The organism is uncultured Vagococcus sp. (assembly GCF_963518325.1).
Classification (GTDB): Bacteria; Bacillota; Bacilli; order Lactobacillales; family Vagococcaceae; genus Vagococcus_D.
The window spans coordinates 71,396-91,801 of the sequence record NZ_CAUQJB010000017.1 but is presented as its reverse complement, the minus strand read 5'-3'; the positions used below and the strand labels follow the sequence as shown (position 1 = coordinate 91,801).

Annotated in this window: 18 protein-coding genes; 16 read left to right on the top strand and 2 right to left on the bottom strand. The window is 36.3% G+C overall.

The window, feature by feature from the left end:
• Window positions 1–351: 351 nt before the first annotated feature.
• Genes RWN13_RS14200 through RWN13_RS14180 form a run of 5 tightly spaced genes read left to right on the top strand, consistent with a single transcriptional unit; the run spans window position 352 to window position 4,038 of the window.
• Complete coding sequence (locus tag RWN13_RS14200; RefSeq protein ID WP_314064911.1) at window positions 352–1,065, top strand: DUF5027 family lipoprotein; 714 nt, start codon at window positions 352–354, stop codon at window positions 1,063–1,065.
• Window positions 1,062–1,931, top strand: coding sequence for a hypothetical protein (locus RWN13_RS14195; protein ID WP_314064908.1), 870 nt, complete (start codon window positions 1,062–1,064; stop codon window positions 1,929–1,931). The genes RWN13_RS14200 and RWN13_RS14195 overlap by 4 nt, the downstream gene beginning before the upstream one ends.
• A complete protein-coding gene (locus RWN13_RS14190) occupies window positions 1,918–2,763 on the top strand; it encodes a hypothetical protein (protein ID WP_314064905.1) in 846 nt (281 codons plus the stop codon). Before RWN13_RS14195 ends, RWN13_RS14190 begins: the two co-directional genes overlap by 14 nt.
• Window positions 2,764–2,775: 12 nt before the next feature.
• A complete protein-coding gene (locus RWN13_RS14185; RefSeq protein WP_314064902.1) occupies window positions 2,776–3,426 on the top strand; it encodes an ATP-binding cassette domain-containing protein in 651 nt (216 codons plus the stop codon).
• A gap of 27 nt (window positions 3,427–3,453) precedes the next feature.
• Window positions 3,454–4,038 carry a DUF5028 domain-containing protein gene (locus RWN13_RS14180; protein ID WP_314064899.1) on the top strand — a complete coding sequence of 195 codons (585 nt, stop codon included), beginning with the start codon at window positions 3,454–3,456 and terminating at the stop codon, window positions 4,036–4,038.
• A gap of 811 nt (window positions 4,039–4,849) precedes the next feature.
• On the opposite strand, the gene RWN13_RS14175 is transcribed toward RWN13_RS14180, so the two are convergent.
• Window positions 4,850–5,356, bottom strand: coding sequence for a GNAT family N-acetyltransferase (locus RWN13_RS14175; RefSeq protein WP_314064897.1), 507 nt, complete (start codon window positions 5,354–5,356; stop codon window positions 4,850–4,852).
• Between the two features lie 1,655 nt (window positions 5,357–7,011).
• Between RWN13_RS14175 and RWN13_RS14170 the strand changes: the two genes are divergently transcribed.
• From RWN13_RS14170 to RWN13_RS14120, 11 genes are all read left to right on the top strand, one after another.
• Window positions 7,012–8,394, top strand: coding sequence for an extracellular solute-binding protein (locus RWN13_RS14170; protein WP_314064894.1), 1,383 nt, complete (start codon window positions 7,012–7,014; stop codon window positions 8,392–8,394).
• 136 nt (window positions 8,395–8,530) lie between these two features.
• Window positions 8,531–9,403, top strand: a complete 873-nt coding sequence (locus tag RWN13_RS14165) for a sugar ABC transporter permease (protein ID WP_314064892.1) — start codon at window positions 8,531–8,533, stop codon at window positions 9,401–9,403.
• Complete coding sequence (locus RWN13_RS14160) at window positions 9,404–10,219, top strand: carbohydrate ABC transporter permease (RefSeq protein ID WP_314064889.1); 816 nt, start codon at window positions 9,404–9,406, stop codon at window positions 10,217–10,219. It begins immediately after the preceding gene.
• 79 nt (window positions 10,220–10,298) lie between these two features.
• Window positions 10,299–11,324: a LacI family DNA-binding transcriptional regulator gene (locus RWN13_RS14155; RefSeq protein WP_314064886.1), complete on the top strand. Its 1,026-nt coding sequence runs from the start codon at window positions 10,299–10,301 to the stop codon at window positions 11,322–11,324.
• A 59-nt stretch (window positions 11,325–11,383) separates the two neighbouring features.
• Window positions 11,384–13,669, top strand: coding sequence for a glycosyl hydrolase family 65 protein (locus RWN13_RS14150; RefSeq protein ID WP_314064883.1), 2,286 nt, complete (start codon window positions 11,384–11,386; stop codon window positions 13,667–13,669).
• 157 nt (window positions 13,670–13,826) lie between these two features.
• The gene (locus RWN13_RS14145; protein ID WP_314064880.1) at window positions 13,827–14,678 is read left to right on the top strand and encodes a MurR/RpiR family transcriptional regulator; all 852 of its coding nucleotides are present in this window, start codon (window positions 13,827–13,829) and stop codon (window positions 14,676–14,678) included.
• A 129-nt stretch (window positions 14,679–14,807) separates the two neighbouring features.
• Window positions 14,808–15,644, top strand: coding sequence for a Cof-type HAD-IIB family hydrolase (locus RWN13_RS14140; protein ID WP_314064878.1), 837 nt, complete (start codon window positions 14,808–14,810; stop codon window positions 15,642–15,644).
• A gap of 196 nt (window positions 15,645–15,840) precedes the next feature.
• Window positions 15,841–16,476 (top strand): DUF998 domain-containing protein, encoded by a 636-nt coding sequence (locus tag RWN13_RS14135; RefSeq protein WP_314064875.1) that lies wholly within the window; start codon window positions 15,841–15,843, stop codon window positions 16,474–16,476.
• A gap of 27 nt (window positions 16,477–16,503) precedes the next feature.
• Entirely contained in the window at window positions 16,504–16,992 is a 489-nt protein-coding gene (locus RWN13_RS14130; RefSeq protein ID WP_314064872.1) for a GNAT family N-acetyltransferase, read from the top strand.
• A 1,151-nt stretch (window positions 16,993–18,143) separates the two neighbouring features.
• Window positions 18,144–19,145 (top strand): MsnO8 family LLM class oxidoreductase, encoded by a 1,002-nt coding sequence (locus tag RWN13_RS14125; protein ID WP_314064870.1) that lies wholly within the window; start codon window positions 18,144–18,146, stop codon window positions 19,143–19,145.
• 132 nt (window positions 19,146–19,277) lie between these two features.
• Window positions 19,278–19,796: a DUF1456 family protein gene (locus RWN13_RS14120; RefSeq protein ID WP_314064867.1), complete on the top strand. Its 519-nt coding sequence runs from the start codon at window positions 19,278–19,280 to the stop codon at window positions 19,794–19,796.
• A 37-nt stretch (window positions 19,797–19,833) separates the two neighbouring features.
• Here the strand turns inward: RWN13_RS14120 and RWN13_RS14115 are convergent, their stop codons facing one another.
• Entirely contained in the window at window positions 19,834–20,097 is a 264-nt protein-coding gene (locus RWN13_RS14115; protein ID WP_314064864.1) for a hypothetical protein, read from the bottom strand.
• Window positions 20,098–20,406 lie beyond the last annotated feature (309 nt).

The following is a 20,406-nucleotide window of genomic DNA, read 5'->3' as shown; positions in this document are numbered from 1 at the left end:
TGATGGCTCACCATATTTCGAAATAAGTGGCTTCGCCATGCCGTAATAATCAATACTGGTAGAAATACAACTCAGGGAGGTCATGCGATTATCCCCACTGCTGAAAGGTTTATTACTAACCAAGTGTGGGAATGGGGATACCGGCGTTGCAAGTTAAATATTACAACTGCAAATAGTGGAACAAGTGGAAATCTAAGAGGTGTTTGGAGCCCTGATAGTGTCGGGTGGTACCCTCCAGCCAATTAATTTAGTAACAGGCTAGCAAATGAGCTCGCTAGCCTGTTATTGTCGAATAAAAATATAGCAATTTCGCGAGTTTATTATTTAAACAAAGATAAATGAGGGAATATAATGAAAAAGATTAGCCGAAGAAGAAATAAAAGCCTATTTTTTTTGACTTTTATTCTTGTATTAGTAGCCTGTTCCAAAGAAAGTGAGTTACTAGTGAATGAAAAATATTCTAAAGGAGATGATAATTCCCCCCCTCTTTCTGAAAGATTTACTTTGGATAAAAGCAAGTTAGCGAAAATAGGGGAGTCAGTAAGCGTGAAAAGACCTACGATGACAGACAACCAAAATATTGGTTTTGAGCTCATTGTCAATAATGCAACTATCTATGATAATCCTGCAGAGGCAGGTATCCAGCAGGAGGAACTTCGAGAAGTGCAGATATATGACAACGAAGAACAGCCAGAAATGGTAAAAGTAGAAGATATTGTTAATGGTAGCATATTAATCTGTGAACTAACGCTCACAAACATCAATGAAGAAGATGAACCGAATATTGCTTTTCTATCATTAGTTGTAGAAGATGATAAGCAAAATTTAAGGCTATTAACTTACCCCACTTATTTTGCTAGCTCTGTCAGTGAGGGAGAAATGGATACTAAATTTTTTCATTTTAACCTTCTAAAAGGCCAATCCATCATAACTAAAGTAGGATGGCCTATTGATTTGAAAACTTTAAGGCAAGAACAATTGTATCTGGTAGCTAATTTTAGAGGAGATGATGAATTGATGAGTTATATCGACTTGCAATTATCGGAAGGAAGGGAAGCTAAATGAAAAATCTACTGAAACTTGAAATAAGTAAAGCTTTAAACAATAAATTTTTTATTGCATCCGTAATTGTGGGCTGCCTTATTACTACTGCCAGTTTGATTTATAACGTTAAACTATATCAAAATGAGCTGGAGAGTATGTCCTCACTGTCCACATCTTCCACAGTTACTTATAACCCCAGTGCTGCTGTTTATACAGTTTTTAACCATTGGGTTGGAGGTGAACCATTTTCTTTAGGCTCAGCTCTGTACTTTTTTGTTTTCCCACTGCTAGTGACAATTCCATTTGGTTGGTCTTATTGTGAGGAAAAGCAAAGGGGATATCATAAATTAGTAAGTGTTTATGGCGGAAAAAAATCGTATTTCCTCGCAAAATATTTTGCAGTAGGCTTATCTGGGGGGCTGGCTATGGTAATACCACTAATGTTTAATTTTTTGTTAGCCACTTTGTTTTTCCCTGTCGTTACACCAAATGTTATATACGATATTCATTATGGTGTTTTTGGCAGTTCCTTAATGTCGACTCTTTTTTATACGAGACCTTTTTTATATCTCTTTTTTTATTTAAGTATTGATTTTTTTTATTGTGGCTTACTTGCTTGTATGAGCTTAGGGATAACTTCGTTTATCAAGCACAAATGGGTGGTGGTTATTGCGCCATTTTTTTTCTGCTTGGTTATTAACTTTTGTACTCGTTTTATTTATACATCACCAACAACAGTTTATAAACAGTTGTCCCCCCTTTATTTTTTACGACCTGTAGAGAGCGGGTACGCAGCATCTTGGAAAGTAATTCTTATTTCAGGATTATTCCTTTTTTTGATTTCAGTATGTCTTGTTTGGTGGGAGAGACAACATGAAATTTATTAAATGTTTGAGGTATGATTTTTTATATGGAATTTTAAAAAATGGGTGGCTATGGCTATGTCCGATCATGCTTGGGGGGGCAGTTTTTTTTGATGGTTTAAATCGTATAAACAAAATTTATCTTTTTCAACAGCCTAAGTCGCCTGTTACATTTGGCGATATATGGTTTTATGCCTACGGGGGAATGAAGCCTTATCACCCTTCACCCGAGAATGCTTTTCAATTCCCGGTTATCTGGTTAGTTTTATATCTTTCAATAGCATTTATCCTGCTAAATTATCCATTGAGGGATTTTGAAGGGGGAGGTCTGCAGCGTTTAATCCGATTTCAAGCTCGTTATCGTTGGTGGGTTTCTAAATGTGCTTGGAATATTAGTTGTACGATGGTTTTACATTTGGTGTTTGTTTGTGTTTTGGTTATTCTATCTATCGGTCAAGGGATACCAATCACAAGAGAAATCCATCTTGATCTAATTAAACTATTATTTGAATTGGATATAAGGACAGAACTTATTCAACGATTTACAATTCCTGTGAGTATTTTATTAGCACCATTGTTGCTGTCAATTTTTCTCAACTTATTTCAGATGCTCCTATCTCTGTTTGTAAAACCTGTTTTCAGTTTTTTTACAATTACGTCTGTTCTCCTTTCTTCAACTTATTTGCTAGACACAGCAGCAATAGGAAATTATGGCATGGTGTTGAGGTACAGTTGGGTACTCCCAATGGGTGTTTCATATCCAGTTGGCATGGTGGTATCGATGATTTTTATTGTCTTATCTGTAATTACAGGATGGATAAGATGTCATTTTTTTGATATTTTGAGCAAAGAGTAAGGAGGAAATAGAATGACAGTAATTGTGATACAAAATGTAAGTAAAATAATTCAAAAAAATCAGGTTTTAAGTGATATTTCTGTTAAGATGCTATCAGGGAAAATCTATGGGTTACAAGGGATTAACGGCTCAGGAAAAACGATGTTGATGCGCACAATAATCGGTTTAATCAGACCGACCGAAGGGGAGGTCATAATTGATGGCAAAGTTATTGGGAAAGATATAGAATTCCCGCAAAGTATCGGTTTTTTATTGGAAAGCCCTTCTTTTCTTAATCGCTATTCCGGAATCAAAAATTTAAGAATGTTAGCATCATTCCAAAAAAAAATTGGGATAAAGGAAATTTTAGCAACTCTAGATCTTGTTGGATTGGATGAAGAAGCGAGTCAAAAAAAATATCAAAAATATTCTTTAGGCATGAAACAACGATTGGGAATTGCTGCAGCCATTATGGAGAAACCTGATATTGTGATATTGGATGAGCCGACCAACTCATTAGATACTGATGGAGTAATCTTAGTTAAAGACATCTTACAGAAGCAAAAAGAACGTGGCGCCCTGATAATTATCGCCTGTCATGAGCCGCAAATATTGAAAGAATTATCTGATACGATAATAAAACTTGAAACAGGTAAGGTAGTAAGTATAGAGACGTTAGATTAAAAGATACAAAAATTAGTGGAGGTAAGTATGAAAAAAAGAAGTTTAGCTTGCATCACGATATTATTACTTAGTTTGATGATACTTCGAATTTATTATATAAATAAAGATGTTCAAGTACCAATTGAAAAATATTATGATGTAAGTGAGGTTGTTCCTTTTGAAAATGACTATACAAGAAATTCTGATGAAATAATAAATGGATATACGGCTAAAGTATTGGGTGCTGAATTGATACCTATTAAAGAATTTTACAAAACATATCTAAAAGTAGAGGGTTTCTCTGAGGAGACATTTGCTAAATACTACTATATTGTGAAAGTTTCTTTTGGTAATACGACAAATTTGGAGGGGATTAACACGGGGATTTCATTGGCAAATACAAGCCTTGTTGGAACTAATTACTATATGGTAATCGATAGTCAGGTGTTCTCTATGCTTAATCCTGATATGCCAGGAATTTCGTTTTCATTAAAATTAGACAGTGAGAAAGAATTGTTGTTACCTTATGCTGTCGTGCCATCAACGCATACTGATAAAAAGGGATTTTTAAAAGATCCTCCCAAATTACAAATAACTGAATATCCAAATCGTAAATTATTAGCTATTTCGTAATAAACTCAGTTTTATACTAGAAATAATAATCAACTCAAAACAGAACCGCCTTTTTAGATTGTTCTTAAATTTAACATTACAAACATAAAAAAACAATCTGTTATTGCAGAGGAGAATACAAAGATGCTTTTGAAGAAAAGTGTAATTTGAACAATTTAGATTGGCTGAGAAAGTTAATAATTGAATTCTGCATATACTTACGTTGGAATTGAAACTAGAAATGATAAATAAAGTTGAATATATTGTTTAGACATATGATAAAAACTATCGGTGAAACAAGCATGATCATGAAGCATAAAATTTTTAAACCTTTTGAAATGTAATTTTTTTCTTTAATGAAAAGATAAGGTAATAAAAAAGTAACCGCTAAAGCGGAAAGAGCAACTCTGCTTACGTAATTCCCTTCTTTATCAGACAAGGATAAAGAAAATAGACTTTTGAGATAAATAATACTTTTGAAATGATGTAAGTCTAAATAAAAATCTAATGAAGTTGCTACAATCATCATCAAGAAAAAAATCAATGCAATTAGGGGCAAATATCGTTTTATATTCATGTAATAGCTCCAAATTGAGTTTTTTTAGTAGAAGGTTGATAGTTCGAAGAATAGCAGAAAAAGAAAGAATGGTAGCTAATCACCATAAGTGGTGTTAGAGTTTAAACAGCTATGTCGCTTCCATTCGAAATTACCGTACTGAAAAGGTGATAGTAGCCTCTAAACTATTTATTTTACATAAAAATCGTTCCTTTATTAGTGCCGTACACCTAAAACGTTAATCATTTAAGGCAAAATATGTGCGTTATTAAAGGATTAGCTACCTAATACAACATCCCAATTATGGTCGAAAGACTCAAATCCGATTTTTTGATAAAGACTAATTGCCGGCAAATTATTATTAGTGGCAACTAGATAGACATCCTTGTAATTAAGGGTGTTAAGGCTGATTAATGATTTATTTAGAAGCTCTTTACCTAAGGATTGACGTTGGAAACTAGGGTGAGTGACAATATAAGTGATTAGTGGAATATTCTTGAATAGGGAGCAGGTAATTGCAGCTATCGGTAAATCATTGTGAGTAATGACAAAAGAGGCTTCCTTGATAAAAGGGCCATATTTATTTAATGAAAAATCATTAATCTCATCACACCATTCTGCTAATGTTTCCTGTTCATCATCAACCGTACCAGCAAATGATTCACTAAACAAAGAGGCTAAATCTTGTACGTTGACTGCGTTAATAGGCTGAAAATCGATTTCAGAGGTTTTATGGATATAGCTTGTTAAGTCAAGTTTCATTATTCTTCTTGAGCCAGTCATTATGAGTACACATCCTTTTTTAGAGGTAAAAGTATTAATTAATGATAGTAACGCAGGAAATTTTATCCCTAGATGACTTAATTATTTACAAAGTTAATTGATTACATACTATGAAAAGCCATGACGTAACGCATGTATAAAAGCAAACAAACAGGAATAATGACTACCAAAATAACAATGGCGATAATGATATTTCCTATTGGATTGTTTTTTTAAGGCTGGATAATGTTACCACATTCAAGATAGATACTAGCACCACTAATTTTAACAGTCTTATTACCAAAAGTACAATAGGCGAATTTAATACCTCCTTTAAATTGAGTAATCCCATAGTATTAGTTAGTTATAATCAAATATCGTTTCGACATACTTATCACCAATGGCGTCATTTTTTAAGTGAAGGGTTAGCTTAAATGTACCAAACTTGCCTTCAAGATAGTGTTTGGGTATTATTATCTCTTCTGACATTTTAGGATCAAGTATGGATACCAGATACATCATTGATTTTGTAAAGCTAAGGTTTTCCCAGCTGTGGTTGATCGATTGACTGATTTCTCTATCAGAAAGAATGTGTTGGTAGTGTATATCTGTATTGTTTTTGAGAGTAAATAGAAGACTATCATCACCTAAACCAAGATAATGTAAAGTGAATTCATTGTCACTTTGATGTGAATCAGAAATTGTAGTCGTGGAAACAGTTGTAGAAATAGTGGTCTCATTTTGATTAGCTGAACAATAGACTAAGAAGATAATGATTGGTAGTAAGAAAAATAATAGTTTTTTATTCAGAATAACCCCTCCTTTTCTATCTTAGTTAAGCGACGTCATACAAAGTGTCCATCAGAGCTATTGTAACAAAAGAGGGCCGTGAAATGCCCTAATAAGACCTATCATAAAAAAACGTTATTAAAGTTGGGTTGGTTCTTTTATTATGGGGACGTATTATAAAAATGTCAAGTCGTGCTTTTGCGGAATATTAAGAGTCTAAAAGAATTGCTGTAGCATCTTACTAGAGGAAAATGAGTAAAGCAGTTCTACGAAAGTAGAAAATAAAGGCTGCGTTTAAGATATATCTAAGTAATCAAGGCAGAATTCAATGATTACATCGTAAAAAGAAATTGTCTAACTATCATAAAGAATAAAACTCGGTTGAACTGATTTTTATTTATCGTTTAGTATCAACGCTGAGCCTTATTGCCAGTCCTTGTGACGTCTATTTGATTTTTTTATTTGCAAGATAACACCTGCATAGTTAACTTAATCATTGATTTTATTTAGGTTGTCTTTGATAGAGTAGCGAAATAGACTGTAAAATAAGTGTTTGTTAATAATCTTTAAATTGCCTTAAAAAAAAAAAGCGAAAAATACTGACAATTAGTCAAAGTATTAATTGTGGCTTTAATATTTTAGTATAGCTTAGGAGCTTTTTATCTCTACAACCTATTGGGAATTATCTAGGTCAACTAACACCACTTAAAAACTAACCAATCCATCTTATAAAGAGCTCACCAACACAAAGTATTTCTTTAGGTAAACATTCACTTATGGTTCTAATTATAATAAAAAATAAAGAAAGCGTTGACAAGGATTAAGTTTAACGTTAAACTATATTTGTAAGTTGAAGTTTAACGTTAAACTAAAAGGAGGAACACCCTATGAAAAAGAAGTTATTAGCTGTGTTAATGTCTGTCTTAGTTGTTGGAGGTTTGGCAGCCTGTTCATCTGGAGGGGCGAAAAAGGCTGAGGGAACGACTGATACAAAAGAAGACAAAGGGATGGAGGTCATTGGTGAGGCTGTCAAATTTGATCCAAATAAGCTCGTTAATGATGGAAAACCTATTAATATTCAGTATTGGACTTGGAACGAAGGAGATCCAGCTATTACTATGGCAAAAGAATATGAAAAAATGTACCCAAACGTTACCATTAAAGTGGTTAATCATCCCTGGGAAGATTATTGGACAAAACTACCTTTGGCATTAAAAGGGAAAGATGGCCCAGCAGTCTTTAATATTCACAACTCTCAGCACGATATTTTATCGCCTTATTTAGCGCCATATGAAGTGGCTGTGGCAGATTTACAAGCAGACTTCACCTCTGTAGATCCTCATATTGCTGATGGCAAGGTTTATTATATTGATAGTATGATTAACACGGGAAATATTTATTATAATAAAGCCCTTTGGAAAGAGGCAGGTTTAAGCGATAAGGATATTCCGAAAACGTGGGATGAGTTTAGAGAAGTAGCCAAGAAATTAACGAAAAAAGAAGGCGACAAGATTACACAAGCAGGATTTAACTGGAATGGTGAAACCTACAGTGCCTTGTATCAAGGCTTAAATTATCAAAAAAGTGAACGTCTCTTTACAGATGATGGCAAAATGGTTAATTATGACAACGCTTCAACGAAAGAAAATTTACAATTTCTAATTGATCTTTATGAAAAAGACAATGTTGGCTCAAAGGACTTCGGCGCAGAATCCAGTCAAAGCTTTGGTAATGGTCAAAGCGGCATGGTCTATAAGTGGGGCTGGTTCCTCAATGAGTTGGATACCAATTACCCAGATATCGATTATGGGGTTTTCCCAACACCAACGCCAACGGCAGAAGTACCAATGGCTTATGATCGCTACAATGGTGAGAGCACACCTGGGATAAATAAAAATCAAACAGACGAGCAACAAGCTATAGCCCAGGATTTCTTGAATTATTGTCTAGCCAATGATGACTATTCTAAGACAGGGGCCTTGGCCTTAGCATCGTTTCCAACTAAAAAGTCCTTAGCTGAGGATCAAGATATTTTAGATAATCCAGTACTTGGCGCGATAGCGCCGCGTGTTGATCGTTTGATTTGGCCGGGACCATTCCCTGCGACCGTTGAAACCACCGGTACACAAACCATGGAAGATGTCTTATTTAACGGAAAGGATTTAAAGGCATCAGTTAAAGAAGGACAAGAGAAGATGGAGAAAGAAATGAAAAATTCTGATTTTGTTTCAGTAGAGTCCACCTATCAATTTATAAAGGAAGCTAAGTAATAGTGTCGGCTAAAGTCGAGACCATCATTGGAGACGACTTTAGCCGAAAAATGATCAGTCAATGTGATTTTAGACGGCTCCTTTTAACTATTATTTAGAGGGACCTGTTAATTAGAAAAAGAAAGAGGTGAGTTTTATGCAAAAAAAGACTAGCAATAGTTGGTTCAACTTGAGAAATATGACCGTCATTTTGCTGATTATTTATTTCTCAATCTTCCTAATTTACCCGATATACAAGGCCTTTGCAGGTAGTTTGCATGATTGGAATCCCTTAATAGACAAGTATGACTTTATTGGTTTGGAAAACTTTAAAAACGTCTTAACGAGTAGCGCTTTTTGGAACTCTATGAAAAATACGTTTGTGTTTGCTTTCTTCTCAGTCGTCTTTCGTCTGGTTATTGGGTTAGGATTAGCGATGTTATTATCCTCAAAATTAACTAGATTTAAAACCTTTTTTCAAGGTTTGTTCTATATGCCAACAATTACACCGCTAGTTGCAGTGTCCTTTGTGTGGATGTGGATGTTTGATCCACAGTTTGGCTTAATTAATAAAGTCTTCAATCTGGATATTAATTGGTTAAAAAACAGTTCCTGGGCATTACCTGCCATTATTATTATGACGATTTGGAAAGATTTTGGTTATGCTACTGTGATTTTTCTCGGCGGTATTATGGGGCTTCCTGAGGATGTTTTTGAAGCAGCGGATATTGATGGCGCCACAGGCTGGCAAAAGTTTGTTAAGGTGACCTTGCCTCTCTTAAAACCCACCACTTTATTTGTGGTAATTACCTCATTGATTACTTATTTACAAGCCTACATCCAAATCCTGATCATGACTGAGGGGGGACCGGGAACGTCTACTTATGTCATTTCATATTTGATTTTTGATGAAGCTTTTGTTAAGTATAATTTTGGTGCTGCTTCGGCCATGGCCATTATTTTATTTGTGATTATTGGTATTTTAACCGTGATGATGTTCAAACTAACTGGAGAAAGGAAGGTCAGATAAATGAAACGAGCAAAGTCAGTTGTATTAACCATTGTTTTGCTGATACTGGCATTCATTACGATAGTGCCATTTATCTGGATGTTGCTTTCATCCTTTGCGCCAAACAGTGACATTGTCAAAATAGGGGGCTCACTGTTTCCGATTCCGACGACCTTTGGCAACTACACAAGTGTTCAAGAAAAATTTAATTTTATGCGGATGTTCTTTAATAGTTTGTTTATTTCCGTCTTGACTACGACGATTATTATTTACACCAGTGCTTTAGTCGGGTTTGTCTTTGCTAAATTCAATTTTAAAGGGAAAAATCTGTTATTCGGCGTCGTCTTAAGCACCATGATGTTACCTTGGGCAGTAACGATTATTCCTAAATATGAGATGATGGTTGATTTTGGGTGGCTGGATTCTTATAAATCATTGATTATTCCGTCAATGGTCAGTGGCTTTGGGATTTTTATGTTCCGTCAGGGCATCAGTCAGATATCTGATGAGATGCTGGAAGCGGCACGAGTGGATGGGGCCAGTGATTTTTATATTTTCCACCGAATCATTATTCCGATGTCTACCAACACGATTTCCAGTTTAGCGATTTTTCAGTTCCTTTGGAGTTGGGAAGATTTTTTGTGGCCCTATCTGATGATTAATGATGAGAACAAGCAATTGCTCTCAGTTGGGTTACGCATGTTTAATGGCCAATATGGAACTGACTACGGTGGGTTATTTGCGGCCACGTCTATTTCGATTATTCCAGTGATTATCATTTATCTGGTTTTCCAAAAACGATTTATTGCTGGGGTTGCGAGTGGCTCTGTAAAATAAGTGGGAAGCCCTTGAGAAGACTGTTATAATAAGAAGTGTCAGCCTACGGGCAAAACTAAAAAAAGGTTAGGTGAGTGGAATGAATGTAACAATTAAACAAATCGCACAAGAAGCAGGTGTCAGTCTAACGACGGTTTCAAATGTGATTAATCATAAAGCTCATCGTGTATCAGATGAAAAACGGCAAATTATCGAGGCAATCATTAAAAAATATGACTATTCACCTAATATGAATGCTCGAGCTCTGGTTCAATCATCTTCTCGCTTAATTGGTTTGCTCTATTTTTCCGATACGCCAAGGCTAGACTTTTCCGATCCTTTCGTAACAGAAATATTAGAGGGAATTGAGCGGAAAACGAAAGAAGCCGGTTTTTTTACACTGATTCATAATGTTATCTCAAAACATGATATTTTAGCGGTACAAAAAAACTGGAAATTTGATGGCTTTATTGCGGTTGGATTTTCTCAAGAATTATTTGAAGAAATTAATCAGGCGGTCCAAAGTCCGATTGTCTTTATAGACACCCACTTAGATGCTCGCGTTTACGACCATATGGAAGAGTATCCAAAAAGGTATTTCATCAATACTGACGATTTTCAGGCTGCTTATACTGCAACGAGTTATTTGATTGAAAATGGTCATAAAGAGATTGCCTTTTTATCCCATGTCTTTGATAATCGTTTTCCAGGGGTTATTCAGCAAAGGTATTTAGGGTATCAAAAGGCTTTAGAAGACCATCAATTGAAAATATCAGAAACACTGATGTTTAATAAAGCGGATTTTCAACTGATGTTAAGCCATGGCAAGGAGTATAGCGCCGTCTTAGTATCAGCGGATTATCTAGCGATGGAGTTTATTTATTTTCTTAAGCAAGCAGGGCAATATAAGGTGGAAGAAACCTCGATTATCAGTTTTGATGATATTAAGTACGCCGCTTTAAATGATCCACCTCTAACAACGATTCGCCTGGATCAAATAAGTAAAGGGGAACAGGCCATGCAACTCTTGGCAGACATCATTGATAAAGAGGAAAATCCCCAACAGATTACCCAACTGTATGGCAGCTTGATTGTCAGGGAAACAGTAACGACCAAGAACGAGTAGGATAAATTGAAAAACCACGACTCATGGATGTCAGTGGTTTTTTAGTGGGAGAGAAATGTATGGCGAAAATAGCAGATGTTTATTATCAAGTGGAGCCTTGGAAGGTTAGTGAAAAGGGTTTTGACCCTTCGCGAAGTGAAGTATCAGAGTCCATCTTTTCTTTAGGGAATGAATATCAAGGTGTCCGAGGTTATTTTGAAGAAGGTTACAGCGGAGAAAGCTTATTGGGCAGTTATTTTAATGGTGTTTATGAGTACAGCTTAAAAGAACAAGAAGCTCAATACAAGGGGATTATTAAGCGAAGTCATTTTATGGTCAATGGGGTCGATTGGTTGTCGATGAAGATTGAAATAGACGGTGAAATCTTGGATTTAGCTCATTCTAAGATTGAGGCCTTTTATCGGGAGCTTGATTTTAAAACAGGACAATTGAAACGGCAATTTATTTGGACCACTAATCATGGCAAACGACTAAAACTAATCTTTCGTCGGTTTCTGCATATGGAATCGGCTTATTATGGTTACCAGCAGTTGGAAGTTGAAGCCTTGAACTTTCAAGGAGAACTTCAAGTCGAATTAGGTCTTGATTTTAATACGATCCATCAATCTGAGAATGGTAATTTTTGGACGGAGCAAGCTAAGGGGGAGACCTCTTTTGGTGGCTGGGTTATTGGCAAAACCTTAACAACGAATCAACAAATCTTTAGTGGGTTTGACATCAGAACCAATGAATCCCTTTCGTCAGTGATAACGAAGAGGGATAAATTTATCGGCCGAAAGTTAAACGTTAAACTTGCAGAGGGGAAAGGCGTTACCATTCAAAAGTACGTCACTAATATAGTTGATAAGCAATCGCAAGAAACAGAGGTACTTTGGCAAAAAGGGATTGACGCTCTAGAGAATCAGTTGGCAGAAGGCTATGATCACGCCGTCATTAAACAAAAAAGTTATTGGGAAGATGTCTGGCAAAAATACGACATCGAAATTTTAGGAGACGAGCTTAATCAGCAAGGGATTCGCTATTGCATCTTCCAGATGCAGCAGACCTATCACGGTCAAAATCCGACTAATAATATTGGCGCAAAAGGCTTGACTGGGGAAGCTTATGGCGGTCATGCGTTTTGGGACACGGAGACGAGCTGTCTGCCTTTCTATTTATTAACTAATCTAAAAGCGGCTCGTCATTTGTTGGAGTTTCGCTATTCCACCTTGGAGCAAGCCCGTCATCGAGCCAAAGAACTGGATTGTCAAGGGGCTTGTTATCCAATCGCAACCCTTAATGGTAATGAGGCCAGCGCCTTGTGGCAACATGCCAGTCTGCAATTTCAGCCCAGCACCGGTGTTGCCTATGGAATTTGGCATTATGCTAAGGTCTCACGGGATCAGGCCTTCGTGTTTCAACATGGAATTGAGATGCTAATTGAAATGTCGCGATTCTTAGCCTCTCGAGGCGATTGGAGTCCTACTGGCAAATTTGGCTTTTACGGCGTGATGGGACCTGATGAGTTTCAAATGATGGTAAATCACAATGGTTATACAAATTACATGGCAAAAAAAACCTTTGAGTATACGTTAGAAGTGTTGACACTAATAAAAGAAAAGGCACCAGAAAGATATCAAGAGCTTAAAAATGACCTGTTCTTAAACGAGGAAGAAGCCCAAAATTGGCGGCATTGTGAAGAAGAAACCTTGTTATTGATCGATGAGAGAGGCGTGATTGAGCAACATGATGGCTTTTTCGATTTGCCTCATCTGCCGATTGATAAGATTCCAGTTGAAGACTTTCCATTATATAATCATTGGTCTTACGATCGGATATATCGGAATGACATGATCAAACAGCCTGATGTCTTGATGTTTCAATTTTTACACAATCAAGATTTTTCCTATCAATCAAAGAAAATTAATTATGAGTTTTATGAGCCTAAAACCATTCATGAATCGTCCTTATCACCATCGGTTCACTCCATATTGGCAGCGGAGTTAGGCAAAAAAGAAGAAGCCTATGATTTTTTTGGTTTTGCGACTCGAATGGACTTAGATAATTATAATCGAAATACCCGGGAAGGACTGCATACAACCTCGATAGCGGCAGCTTGGATGAACATTGTCTATGGGTTTGGCGGTGTTAGAACCGATGGCGAGGGATTAGTGATTGCGCCAATGATTCCTAAAAATTGGCAAGGGTATCGATTTACGATCACGTATGAGGAGCAATTAATTGAAGTGGTAGTCAGTCAGGAACTCAGTCAATTGAGGATAGTTGAAGGCGAAGAAGTAGTGGTTAAGCTTTATGGAGAAGAGCGCGCCATAAATCAGACGGTCTTGGAAATCCCGATGACCTAATAACCAAGCAGGGAATAAGCTTTTTATTCTCTGCTTGGTTATTTAGCGAGTAAAATGGCATGCTTGATTCCCCCAAGCAAGGACTTTTTCTGACAGTTAAACATGGTATAATTTGATTATTAACATTAAAACAACATCTGGTGAAGGAGATTGACGTATGAATATCATCACGAAACTGTCAGAGTTGACAGAGTTAACTGCGAATGAAAAAAGCTTAGTAGCCTATATAATCGCTAACCCAAAAGAAGTCATAAACTATCGTTCAGGCGAGTTAGGAGAGGCGGCATTTGTTTCTGTTTCAACGATTTATCGCTTAATCAATAAGCTGGGGCTGAATGGCTTTGCCGAATTAAAGATAGAATTGGCTTCCAGTGTCAGAAGCGTTAACCAAGAGGCTGAAATAGATTATGACTATCCCATTGTGGAGTCTGATACTCCTTATCAAATCATGACCAATTTAAATAAAATTTACTCGTACACGATTGATGAAACAGCCCGTTTTTCAAACCCTGATGAATTGTTGGAGGTCGGGAAATTGCTGCTAAAAGCGAAAACAATCGACGTTTACGCAGCTTCTGCCAACTTGTTTTTTGCTCAAAACTTTAAGTTTCAAATGCAGGAAATTGGTCTCTTGATTAATGTTCCAGAGGAAGATTATGTCCAGCGTTTATCTGCCGCTAATAGTGATGAAACTCATGTGGCAATCGTGGTTTCATATGGTGGACGCGGTCAAACGACTAGAGAAGTGGTCAAATTACTAAAGGAAAACAAGGTCCCCATTATTCTAATTACCTCGATTCAAGATAATCCTTTACTTGAATTTGCTACCCATAAACTCTATCTGGCATCCGTGGAAAATCATTACGATAAAGTGTCTTCATTTTCAACACGCTTATCCTTACTGACGGTCTTTGACACACTCTATGCTATTTATTTTAATCATCACTATGAAAAAAATCTTAGCTATAAATTAGCCAATTATCAAAAAATGAATAAAAAACTGATATAATATTTCGAAATTGACAAAGATCTCCTCGCTATTTGAAAAAATAATGTCAATCTTTGGAGAGATACTTCTATCGTTGGTAGTTGATGATACAATGATAGTAACGAACTAAGGAAAAGGAGATCTAAATATATGACGATTAAAGCGATTATTTTGGATATGGACGGAACTTTGTTAAACAGTGATAAAAAAATAAGCAAGCGCACAAAAGATGCCTTAATAGATGCCCAAAGAAATGGCGTTAAACTTGTCCTGGCCTCTGGACGTCCAACAACTGGGATGATTCAACATGCCGAAGAACTAGAAATGGCCAAACATCATGGGTTGCTTGTCTCTTATAACGGTGCAAAGGTGATTGATTGCCAAACAATGGAAGAGCTTTACAGTCGTGCCATGACGGTTGCAGAAGGAAAAGCTGTCCTAGAACATATGAAGCAGTTTGATGTGAAGGTAATGATTGATAAGGGTAACTACATGTATGTTAACAATGTCTATGCTGATACCATAAATTATCGAGGCACAGAGATTAATATTATCGAGTACGAGTCACGAGGTGGCAATTATTTACTTTGTGAGCAAGCGGATTTGGCTGAATTCCTCGATCATGAGCTAAGCAAAATATTAACAGCAGGAGATCCAGCATATTTGGCTGCTAATCATCAAAAAATGATGGCTCCATTTGCAGAAGAATTAAATGCCATGTTTACTGCTGATTTCTATTTTGAATTTACGGCGAAAAATGTTGATAAAGCTCAAGCTTTAGCGGCAGTTCTTCAGCCTATGGGAATTGAACCAGAAGAAATGATGGCAGTTGGAGATGGTCATAATGATCGTTCCATGCTGGAGTACGCTGGTTTTGCGGTTGCCATGGATAATGCTGTTCAGGAATTAAAAGATATAGCAACTCATGTGACTTTGACGAATGATGAAGATGGCATTGCTCATATTATGGCTGAATTCTTAGAGTAGGCCTTAAAGTTTAGTGTTATAGAATAGTTAAAAAGACGACTTGTGGTAAAAAAAGTCGTCTTTTTTTGTAGAAAATCGAAAAAATTAGATAGGTAGCTGTTTCAAAGTCGTTTATAGTATAATATGGTATGTTCTTTCTAAGATGGTTTTGATAAATCATTAAGTTAGTAAGATAATTAGTACGAGGGGGCTGAGAATGAATATGTTAAAAAAGAATGGCTATTTATTTTTATTGGCATTTTCAATGAGTGATTTTTTGATTCCATACCTGTTGGCATTCTATTACCCAAGCTACCGATCTCTGTACCAAGTTGTTAGCGATTTAGGTGAAGCAGGAAGCCCGGTGGAAGCTGCTTTTCGTTACTCGGCGGTTGTCACAGGCGCAATTCTTTTGCTTTCTTTGCCAACAGTTTATGAGCGGTATCGGACTGTCTCAAAATCGAAAGCCAGTTTATTAGTTATTGCCTTGGCAGCTTTTGGTATTGGCCAATGCATACTGACGGGATTATTTAGTGTGAATCGCGCAGATATCGGTTTTAATGTCTCCGTGTTTATCCATCAAGTAGGTTCCTTTTTTGGGAGCGTTGGCATGCTTTTTGTACCACTTCTATTAGGAATTTTGTCTGGCAAGAATGGGGAGCCAAAGGTCAAAAATAGGTACCTGTGCTTATTTTTTCTTTCCTGCCTGTTTTCTTCCATTAATGGATTGTCACAATTATTTGGCTTTCAATTGGAAGGACTTTGGCAACGATTGTCACTATTATGTTTCTATTTACCGCCAGTTTACTTAGCCATTAGTCTGAAATATGAACCACATTCTAGCCTATCTTAAATAAGGATGAGGTCAGGGAGAGAAAAAATGAAAAAAATAAGAGTATCACAGTCCGTTTTCCAAGAGAAAACGAGTTTGAGTTTTTTATATGAAGAAGCCTGTCCACATTTTATGCAGGTAGAAGGAAGAAGGCCTTTAAAGCCATTAGAAGATATTAGAGAGCATATTGGTGTTCCTCCAGAAGAAGTGGTAACTTGCTATACGATTTATTATGGTAATGATGTTGCTGGTTATGCCTGGATATTGGAGAAACCCAAGATCTATTATTATATTCTCCATTTTTATATCGGAGATGACTTTAAACGAAGAGGAATTGGGAAAGAAGCTCTCTTAGCTTTTGACGCGATTTATAAAAAGAAAGGAATTAGTCAATCCGAACTACTCGTGTCAGGTTCAAATTATTTTGGGTTGGCTTTTTGGGTATCGATGGGCTACAATAGCATTGTTTATTTTGAGGCACCAGCCGAAAATTCGCCAACGACCTCTGTTGAGCTCGAACTGGCAAGAGAGTTTTAGAAAAATGTTAGTTTATAAGGAAGAGTGCCTGTAGTTATTTGTTAGTTGCGTATTGATTTCTTGATTAGAGTTCATTTAGGAAATAGAACTGACAGTGGTTGACATGCTTAAAACTATCAGATTCTATTTTTTTGTTATTCTAAATGCAAAAGAATAAATGGCTATGTAACCAATTTGCACCCATTTTTTGTGAGCGAATTGTTCTGTTAGAAATTTGATTAGGAGCTGTAATTAGCATATATCCGAAATGAAACAGATTCATAAGTTTTCAAGCTGTTGTTTATCGCATGTCTGATTTTGTATACATTTTGCTGAAATGAGATAGATTCCTAGTTATGCTAATAGTTGTCGGTTAAAATGACAATAAAAAATAATAAGGTCGCATTCGAACGCATCTAGTTATGGACTTCAATTAATTGTTTTAAAAACGTTTAATTAGCTAATTTCATTATTAACTCAAATATATGTTAAGGCAAATTTCCAGATTTCCAATTTATCCTTTTTAGCAAAAAAAAAATTTAATAACTAGCTTCGATTGGATAATACTAATTTCCTTATGTTTTTTATTATACTATTAAACTTATTGTGTTGATTAAGAGTTGGTAACTTAGTTGTTTTTACGTTTTTTATGCTTTGGGGGGAATAGGGGATTATGGTTTATGACAAAATACCTCATCAGTAATAAGTTGATAGAGATTAAGATGGCAGAACATTTCGCCACTGTAAGTTAGTTAAATAGGCTCGGAAAGCAGTATATTGTTATAGCTGTTACTGTCATGTTTCATGATTATTTGTTGAGGATAATCATTATTTTGCTGATTGCAGCGAGTCTGGAAATGTTGTCATATAACACAAAAACGAAACTCAATTATTTTTTTCATACAAAGAACAGGTTTTATAGATCTTTTTAGGTAGAAGTCAGGTGTTATTATAGCCAAATCAAATCGATGAAGAACTCAATTTATTATTGTAAAAAGGTAAATAAATTAATTATCTTTTGAAAATGGGAATCTATAGCCAAAAAAGGAAATCTTGGAGGAAAATTGGAAATGTGGAAATTTGACATGCCTTAAAGATTCGCTAATCCAATTGTTATCTTTCTTACTTTAAATTAGTTATAATGATAGAAGACCTAATTTAAGGAGGACAAAATGAAATTAAGTGTATTAGACCAGTTACCGGTAACGGAAGGTAAGACTGCCGTTGGAGCGGTTGAGAAAGCCATAGAATTAGCACAATTGGCAGATGAACTTGGCTTTGAACGGATGTGGTTTGCCGAGCATCACGGAGGTGCAAGCTACGCCAGTTCGGCACCAGAAATTATTACCGCCTATGCAGCAGCAGTCACAAAAAATATTCGTCTTGGGACGGGTGGTACCATGATGATGCATTACTCACCTTTAAAAATGGCTGAAGTATTTAAAACGTTGAGTGCCTTAGCACCTGGGCGAATCGATTTTGGTGTTGGTCGGGCACCAGGTGGTGATATGCGTTCAGCAAAGGCCTTAGCTTCAGGGAATATGGTCAAACATGACGATATGTATCGAAAATTGCTGATCACCTTGGATCTGATTCGTGATCAGCAGCCTGAAGATTTAATTTACATGGAGACATTGGCTTCCCCAGTAAAGGTTAGTTTGCCCGAAGCCTGGCTCTTAGGTTCCAGCGGCAACAGCGCCATGGAAGCTGGTCGAATGGGGATTAGCTATTCGTTTGCGCAATTTTTTATGGGTGGCATGACGAAAGAGATATTTGATACGTATCGTAATTTTTTTGAGCCCTCTTATTATGCAGAAAAACCAGAAATTAATGTGGCGTATATGACGACGGTGGCGGAGACTCAGGAAGAAGCGGATTATGAAGCGGGACCGGTTGAAATTCACCGTCTGATGCTGTCCAAAGGCGGCAAGTTAGATTTCTTAACGCCAGAAGGGGCTCAAGACATTAAACGGCGTCTAACAGAGGTGGATAAGATGAAATTAGCGGATGACCGTCATCATCGTCATCTGATTGGGACGCCTAAATTGATTAGTGACAAACTCAGTCAAGAAGGGGAGCAATTTGGTTTTGATGAAGCGATGATTGTTAGTATTACTCACAGCCAAGAAAAAAGACTTCAAACATACCGTTTATTGGCAAAAGAATTATTATAAATAATAAATAGTGGTGCATTCTCAGGCCATTCGTATTATACTAAAACAGAGACAATAAATGTCTGGTTTTGCGACTGACCTTTGCTAAGGCAAGAGGCGGCGCTAAAACTTTTGAATAAGGTAGGTGCGGATATGAATAACAATGATAAACTTGTCAGACTGAGATATGCCCTTGATATTAAAGATCCAGAAATGGTCCAAATATTTGAACTAGGCGGTATGACATTAAGTAAAGAAGAGGTGGCTCTATTCCTAAAAAGAGTGCCTAACCCGGCAACAGAAGATGAGAAGTACCCTGAAAATTTATATGAAGTGGATATTGATAACAAAACACTTGAAACTTTTTATAATGGGCTAATCACATTTAAACGTGGCAAGCGACCATTAAAACCAGGTGAAGTCGAGAAGCCAGCTCCATTGGGCATGACTCATCAAAATGGTAATAACGTCATGATGAAAAAACTGAAAATTGCTTTGGCCTTAACAAGTACAGACATGGTCGAGATTATCGGTAAGTCAGGGTTAACGGTGACGGAAAGTGAATTAGGTGCCATTTTGAGAAAAGAAGGCCATCGCAATTACCAAATGTGCGGGGATAACTTTGCTCGTAATTTTATTAAAGGGATTGGCTTAACGTATCGCAAGGATTAAAAAAGAGACAAAGGGCGGCTGTCCTTTGTCTCTTTTTTTATTGTAGTTGAACGTTTACCTGATTCACGTTATTGACAAATGAAAGATCAAGAGAATGATCATATTTTTCAGATTCATCTAAGACCGAGAAGTTTAAGATTAAGGTCGTTCCTTCAATCGTGAGATCAAAAAAATCAACACCCTCGTATACTACTCGTTCAGAGTTGTTTTGAATCACGATGAGTTTTCCTTCCTCAACATAAAGTCTGGAAGTTAAAATATCATTTTTTATACTGACAATCGATCTGTCTTTACGGGCCATAATCTATCATCTCCTTGATATAAGTATAACATAAATCAAGAAAATGGGTGTTAAAAGCCCCTGAATTGGAGATATCTTAACTAAAAGTAGGTTAAATTAAATTGACGTTTGATTAAAAACATTGTATACTTTTGTTGAGTGACTATTTTGAATGTCATAAGAATAACCAATAAATCAATCAGGAGTGCTTTTTGTGAGTGTAGCGGTATCTAACTAGGTAATTAAAGACTAAATAAATTTTGTTCGAAGGGACATTTATTTAGTGACCTCAAAAGATACTGAACTTACTCAAGAAGAAGGACTATTTTT

What these genes read in the sequence shown, in the direction of transcription:
- RWN13_RS14200 (WP_314064911.1), top strand. Translation starts at nt 352, where the DNA reads ATGAAAAAGATTAGCCGAAGAAGAAATAAAAGCCTATTTTTTTTGACT.
- RWN13_RS14195 (WP_314064908.1), top strand. Translation starts at nt 1,062, where the DNA reads ATGAAAAATCTACTGAAACTTGAAATAAGTAAAGCTTTAAACAATAAA.
- RWN13_RS14190 (WP_314064905.1), top strand. Translation starts at nt 1,918, where the DNA reads ATGAAATTTATTAAATGTTTGAGGTATGATTTTTTATATGGAATTTTA.
- RWN13_RS14185 (WP_314064902.1), top strand. Translation starts at nt 2,776, where the DNA reads ATGACAGTAATTGTGATACAAAATGTAAGTAAAATAATTCAAAAAAAT.
- RWN13_RS14180 (WP_314064899.1), top strand. Translation starts at nt 3,454, where the DNA reads ATGAAAAAAAGAAGTTTAGCTTGCATCACGATATTATTACTTAGTTTG.
- RWN13_RS14175 (WP_314064897.1), bottom strand. Translation starts at nt 5,356, where the DNA reads ATGACTGGCTCAAGAAGAATAATGAAACTTGACTTAACAAGCTATATC.
- RWN13_RS14170 (WP_314064894.1), top strand. Translation starts at nt 7,012, where the DNA reads ATGAAAAAGAAGTTATTAGCTGTGTTAATGTCTGTCTTAGTTGTTGGA.
- RWN13_RS14165 (WP_314064892.1), top strand. Translation starts at nt 8,531, where the DNA reads ATGCAAAAAAAGACTAGCAATAGTTGGTTCAACTTGAGAAATATGACC.
- RWN13_RS14160 (WP_314064889.1), top strand. Translation starts at nt 9,404, where the DNA reads ATGAAACGAGCAAAGTCAGTTGTATTAACCATTGTTTTGCTGATACTG.
- RWN13_RS14155 (WP_314064886.1), top strand. Translation starts at nt 10,299, where the DNA reads ATGAATGTAACAATTAAACAAATCGCACAAGAAGCAGGTGTCAGTCTA.
- RWN13_RS14150 (WP_314064883.1), top strand. Translation starts at nt 11,384, where the DNA reads ATGGCGAAAATAGCAGATGTTTATTATCAAGTGGAGCCTTGGAAGGTT.
- RWN13_RS14145 (WP_314064880.1), top strand. Translation starts at nt 13,827, where the DNA reads ATGAATATCATCACGAAACTGTCAGAGTTGACAGAGTTAACTGCGAAT.
- RWN13_RS14140 (WP_314064878.1), top strand. Translation starts at nt 14,808, where the DNA reads ATGACGATTAAAGCGATTATTTTGGATATGGACGGAACTTTGTTAAAC.
- RWN13_RS14135 (WP_314064875.1), top strand. Translation starts at nt 15,841, where the DNA reads ATGAATATGTTAAAAAAGAATGGCTATTTATTTTTATTGGCATTTTCA.
- RWN13_RS14130 (WP_314064872.1), top strand. Translation starts at nt 16,504, where the DNA reads ATGAAAAAAATAAGAGTATCACAGTCCGTTTTCCAAGAGAAAACGAGT.
- RWN13_RS14125 (WP_314064870.1), top strand. Translation starts at nt 18,144, where the DNA reads ATGAAATTAAGTGTATTAGACCAGTTACCGGTAACGGAAGGTAAGACT.
- RWN13_RS14120 (WP_314064867.1), top strand. Translation starts at nt 19,278, where the DNA reads ATGAATAACAATGATAAACTTGTCAGACTGAGATATGCCCTTGATATT.
- RWN13_RS14115 (WP_314064864.1), bottom strand. Translation starts at nt 20,097, where the DNA reads ATGGCCCGTAAAGACAGATCGATTGTCAGTATAAAAAATGATATTTTA.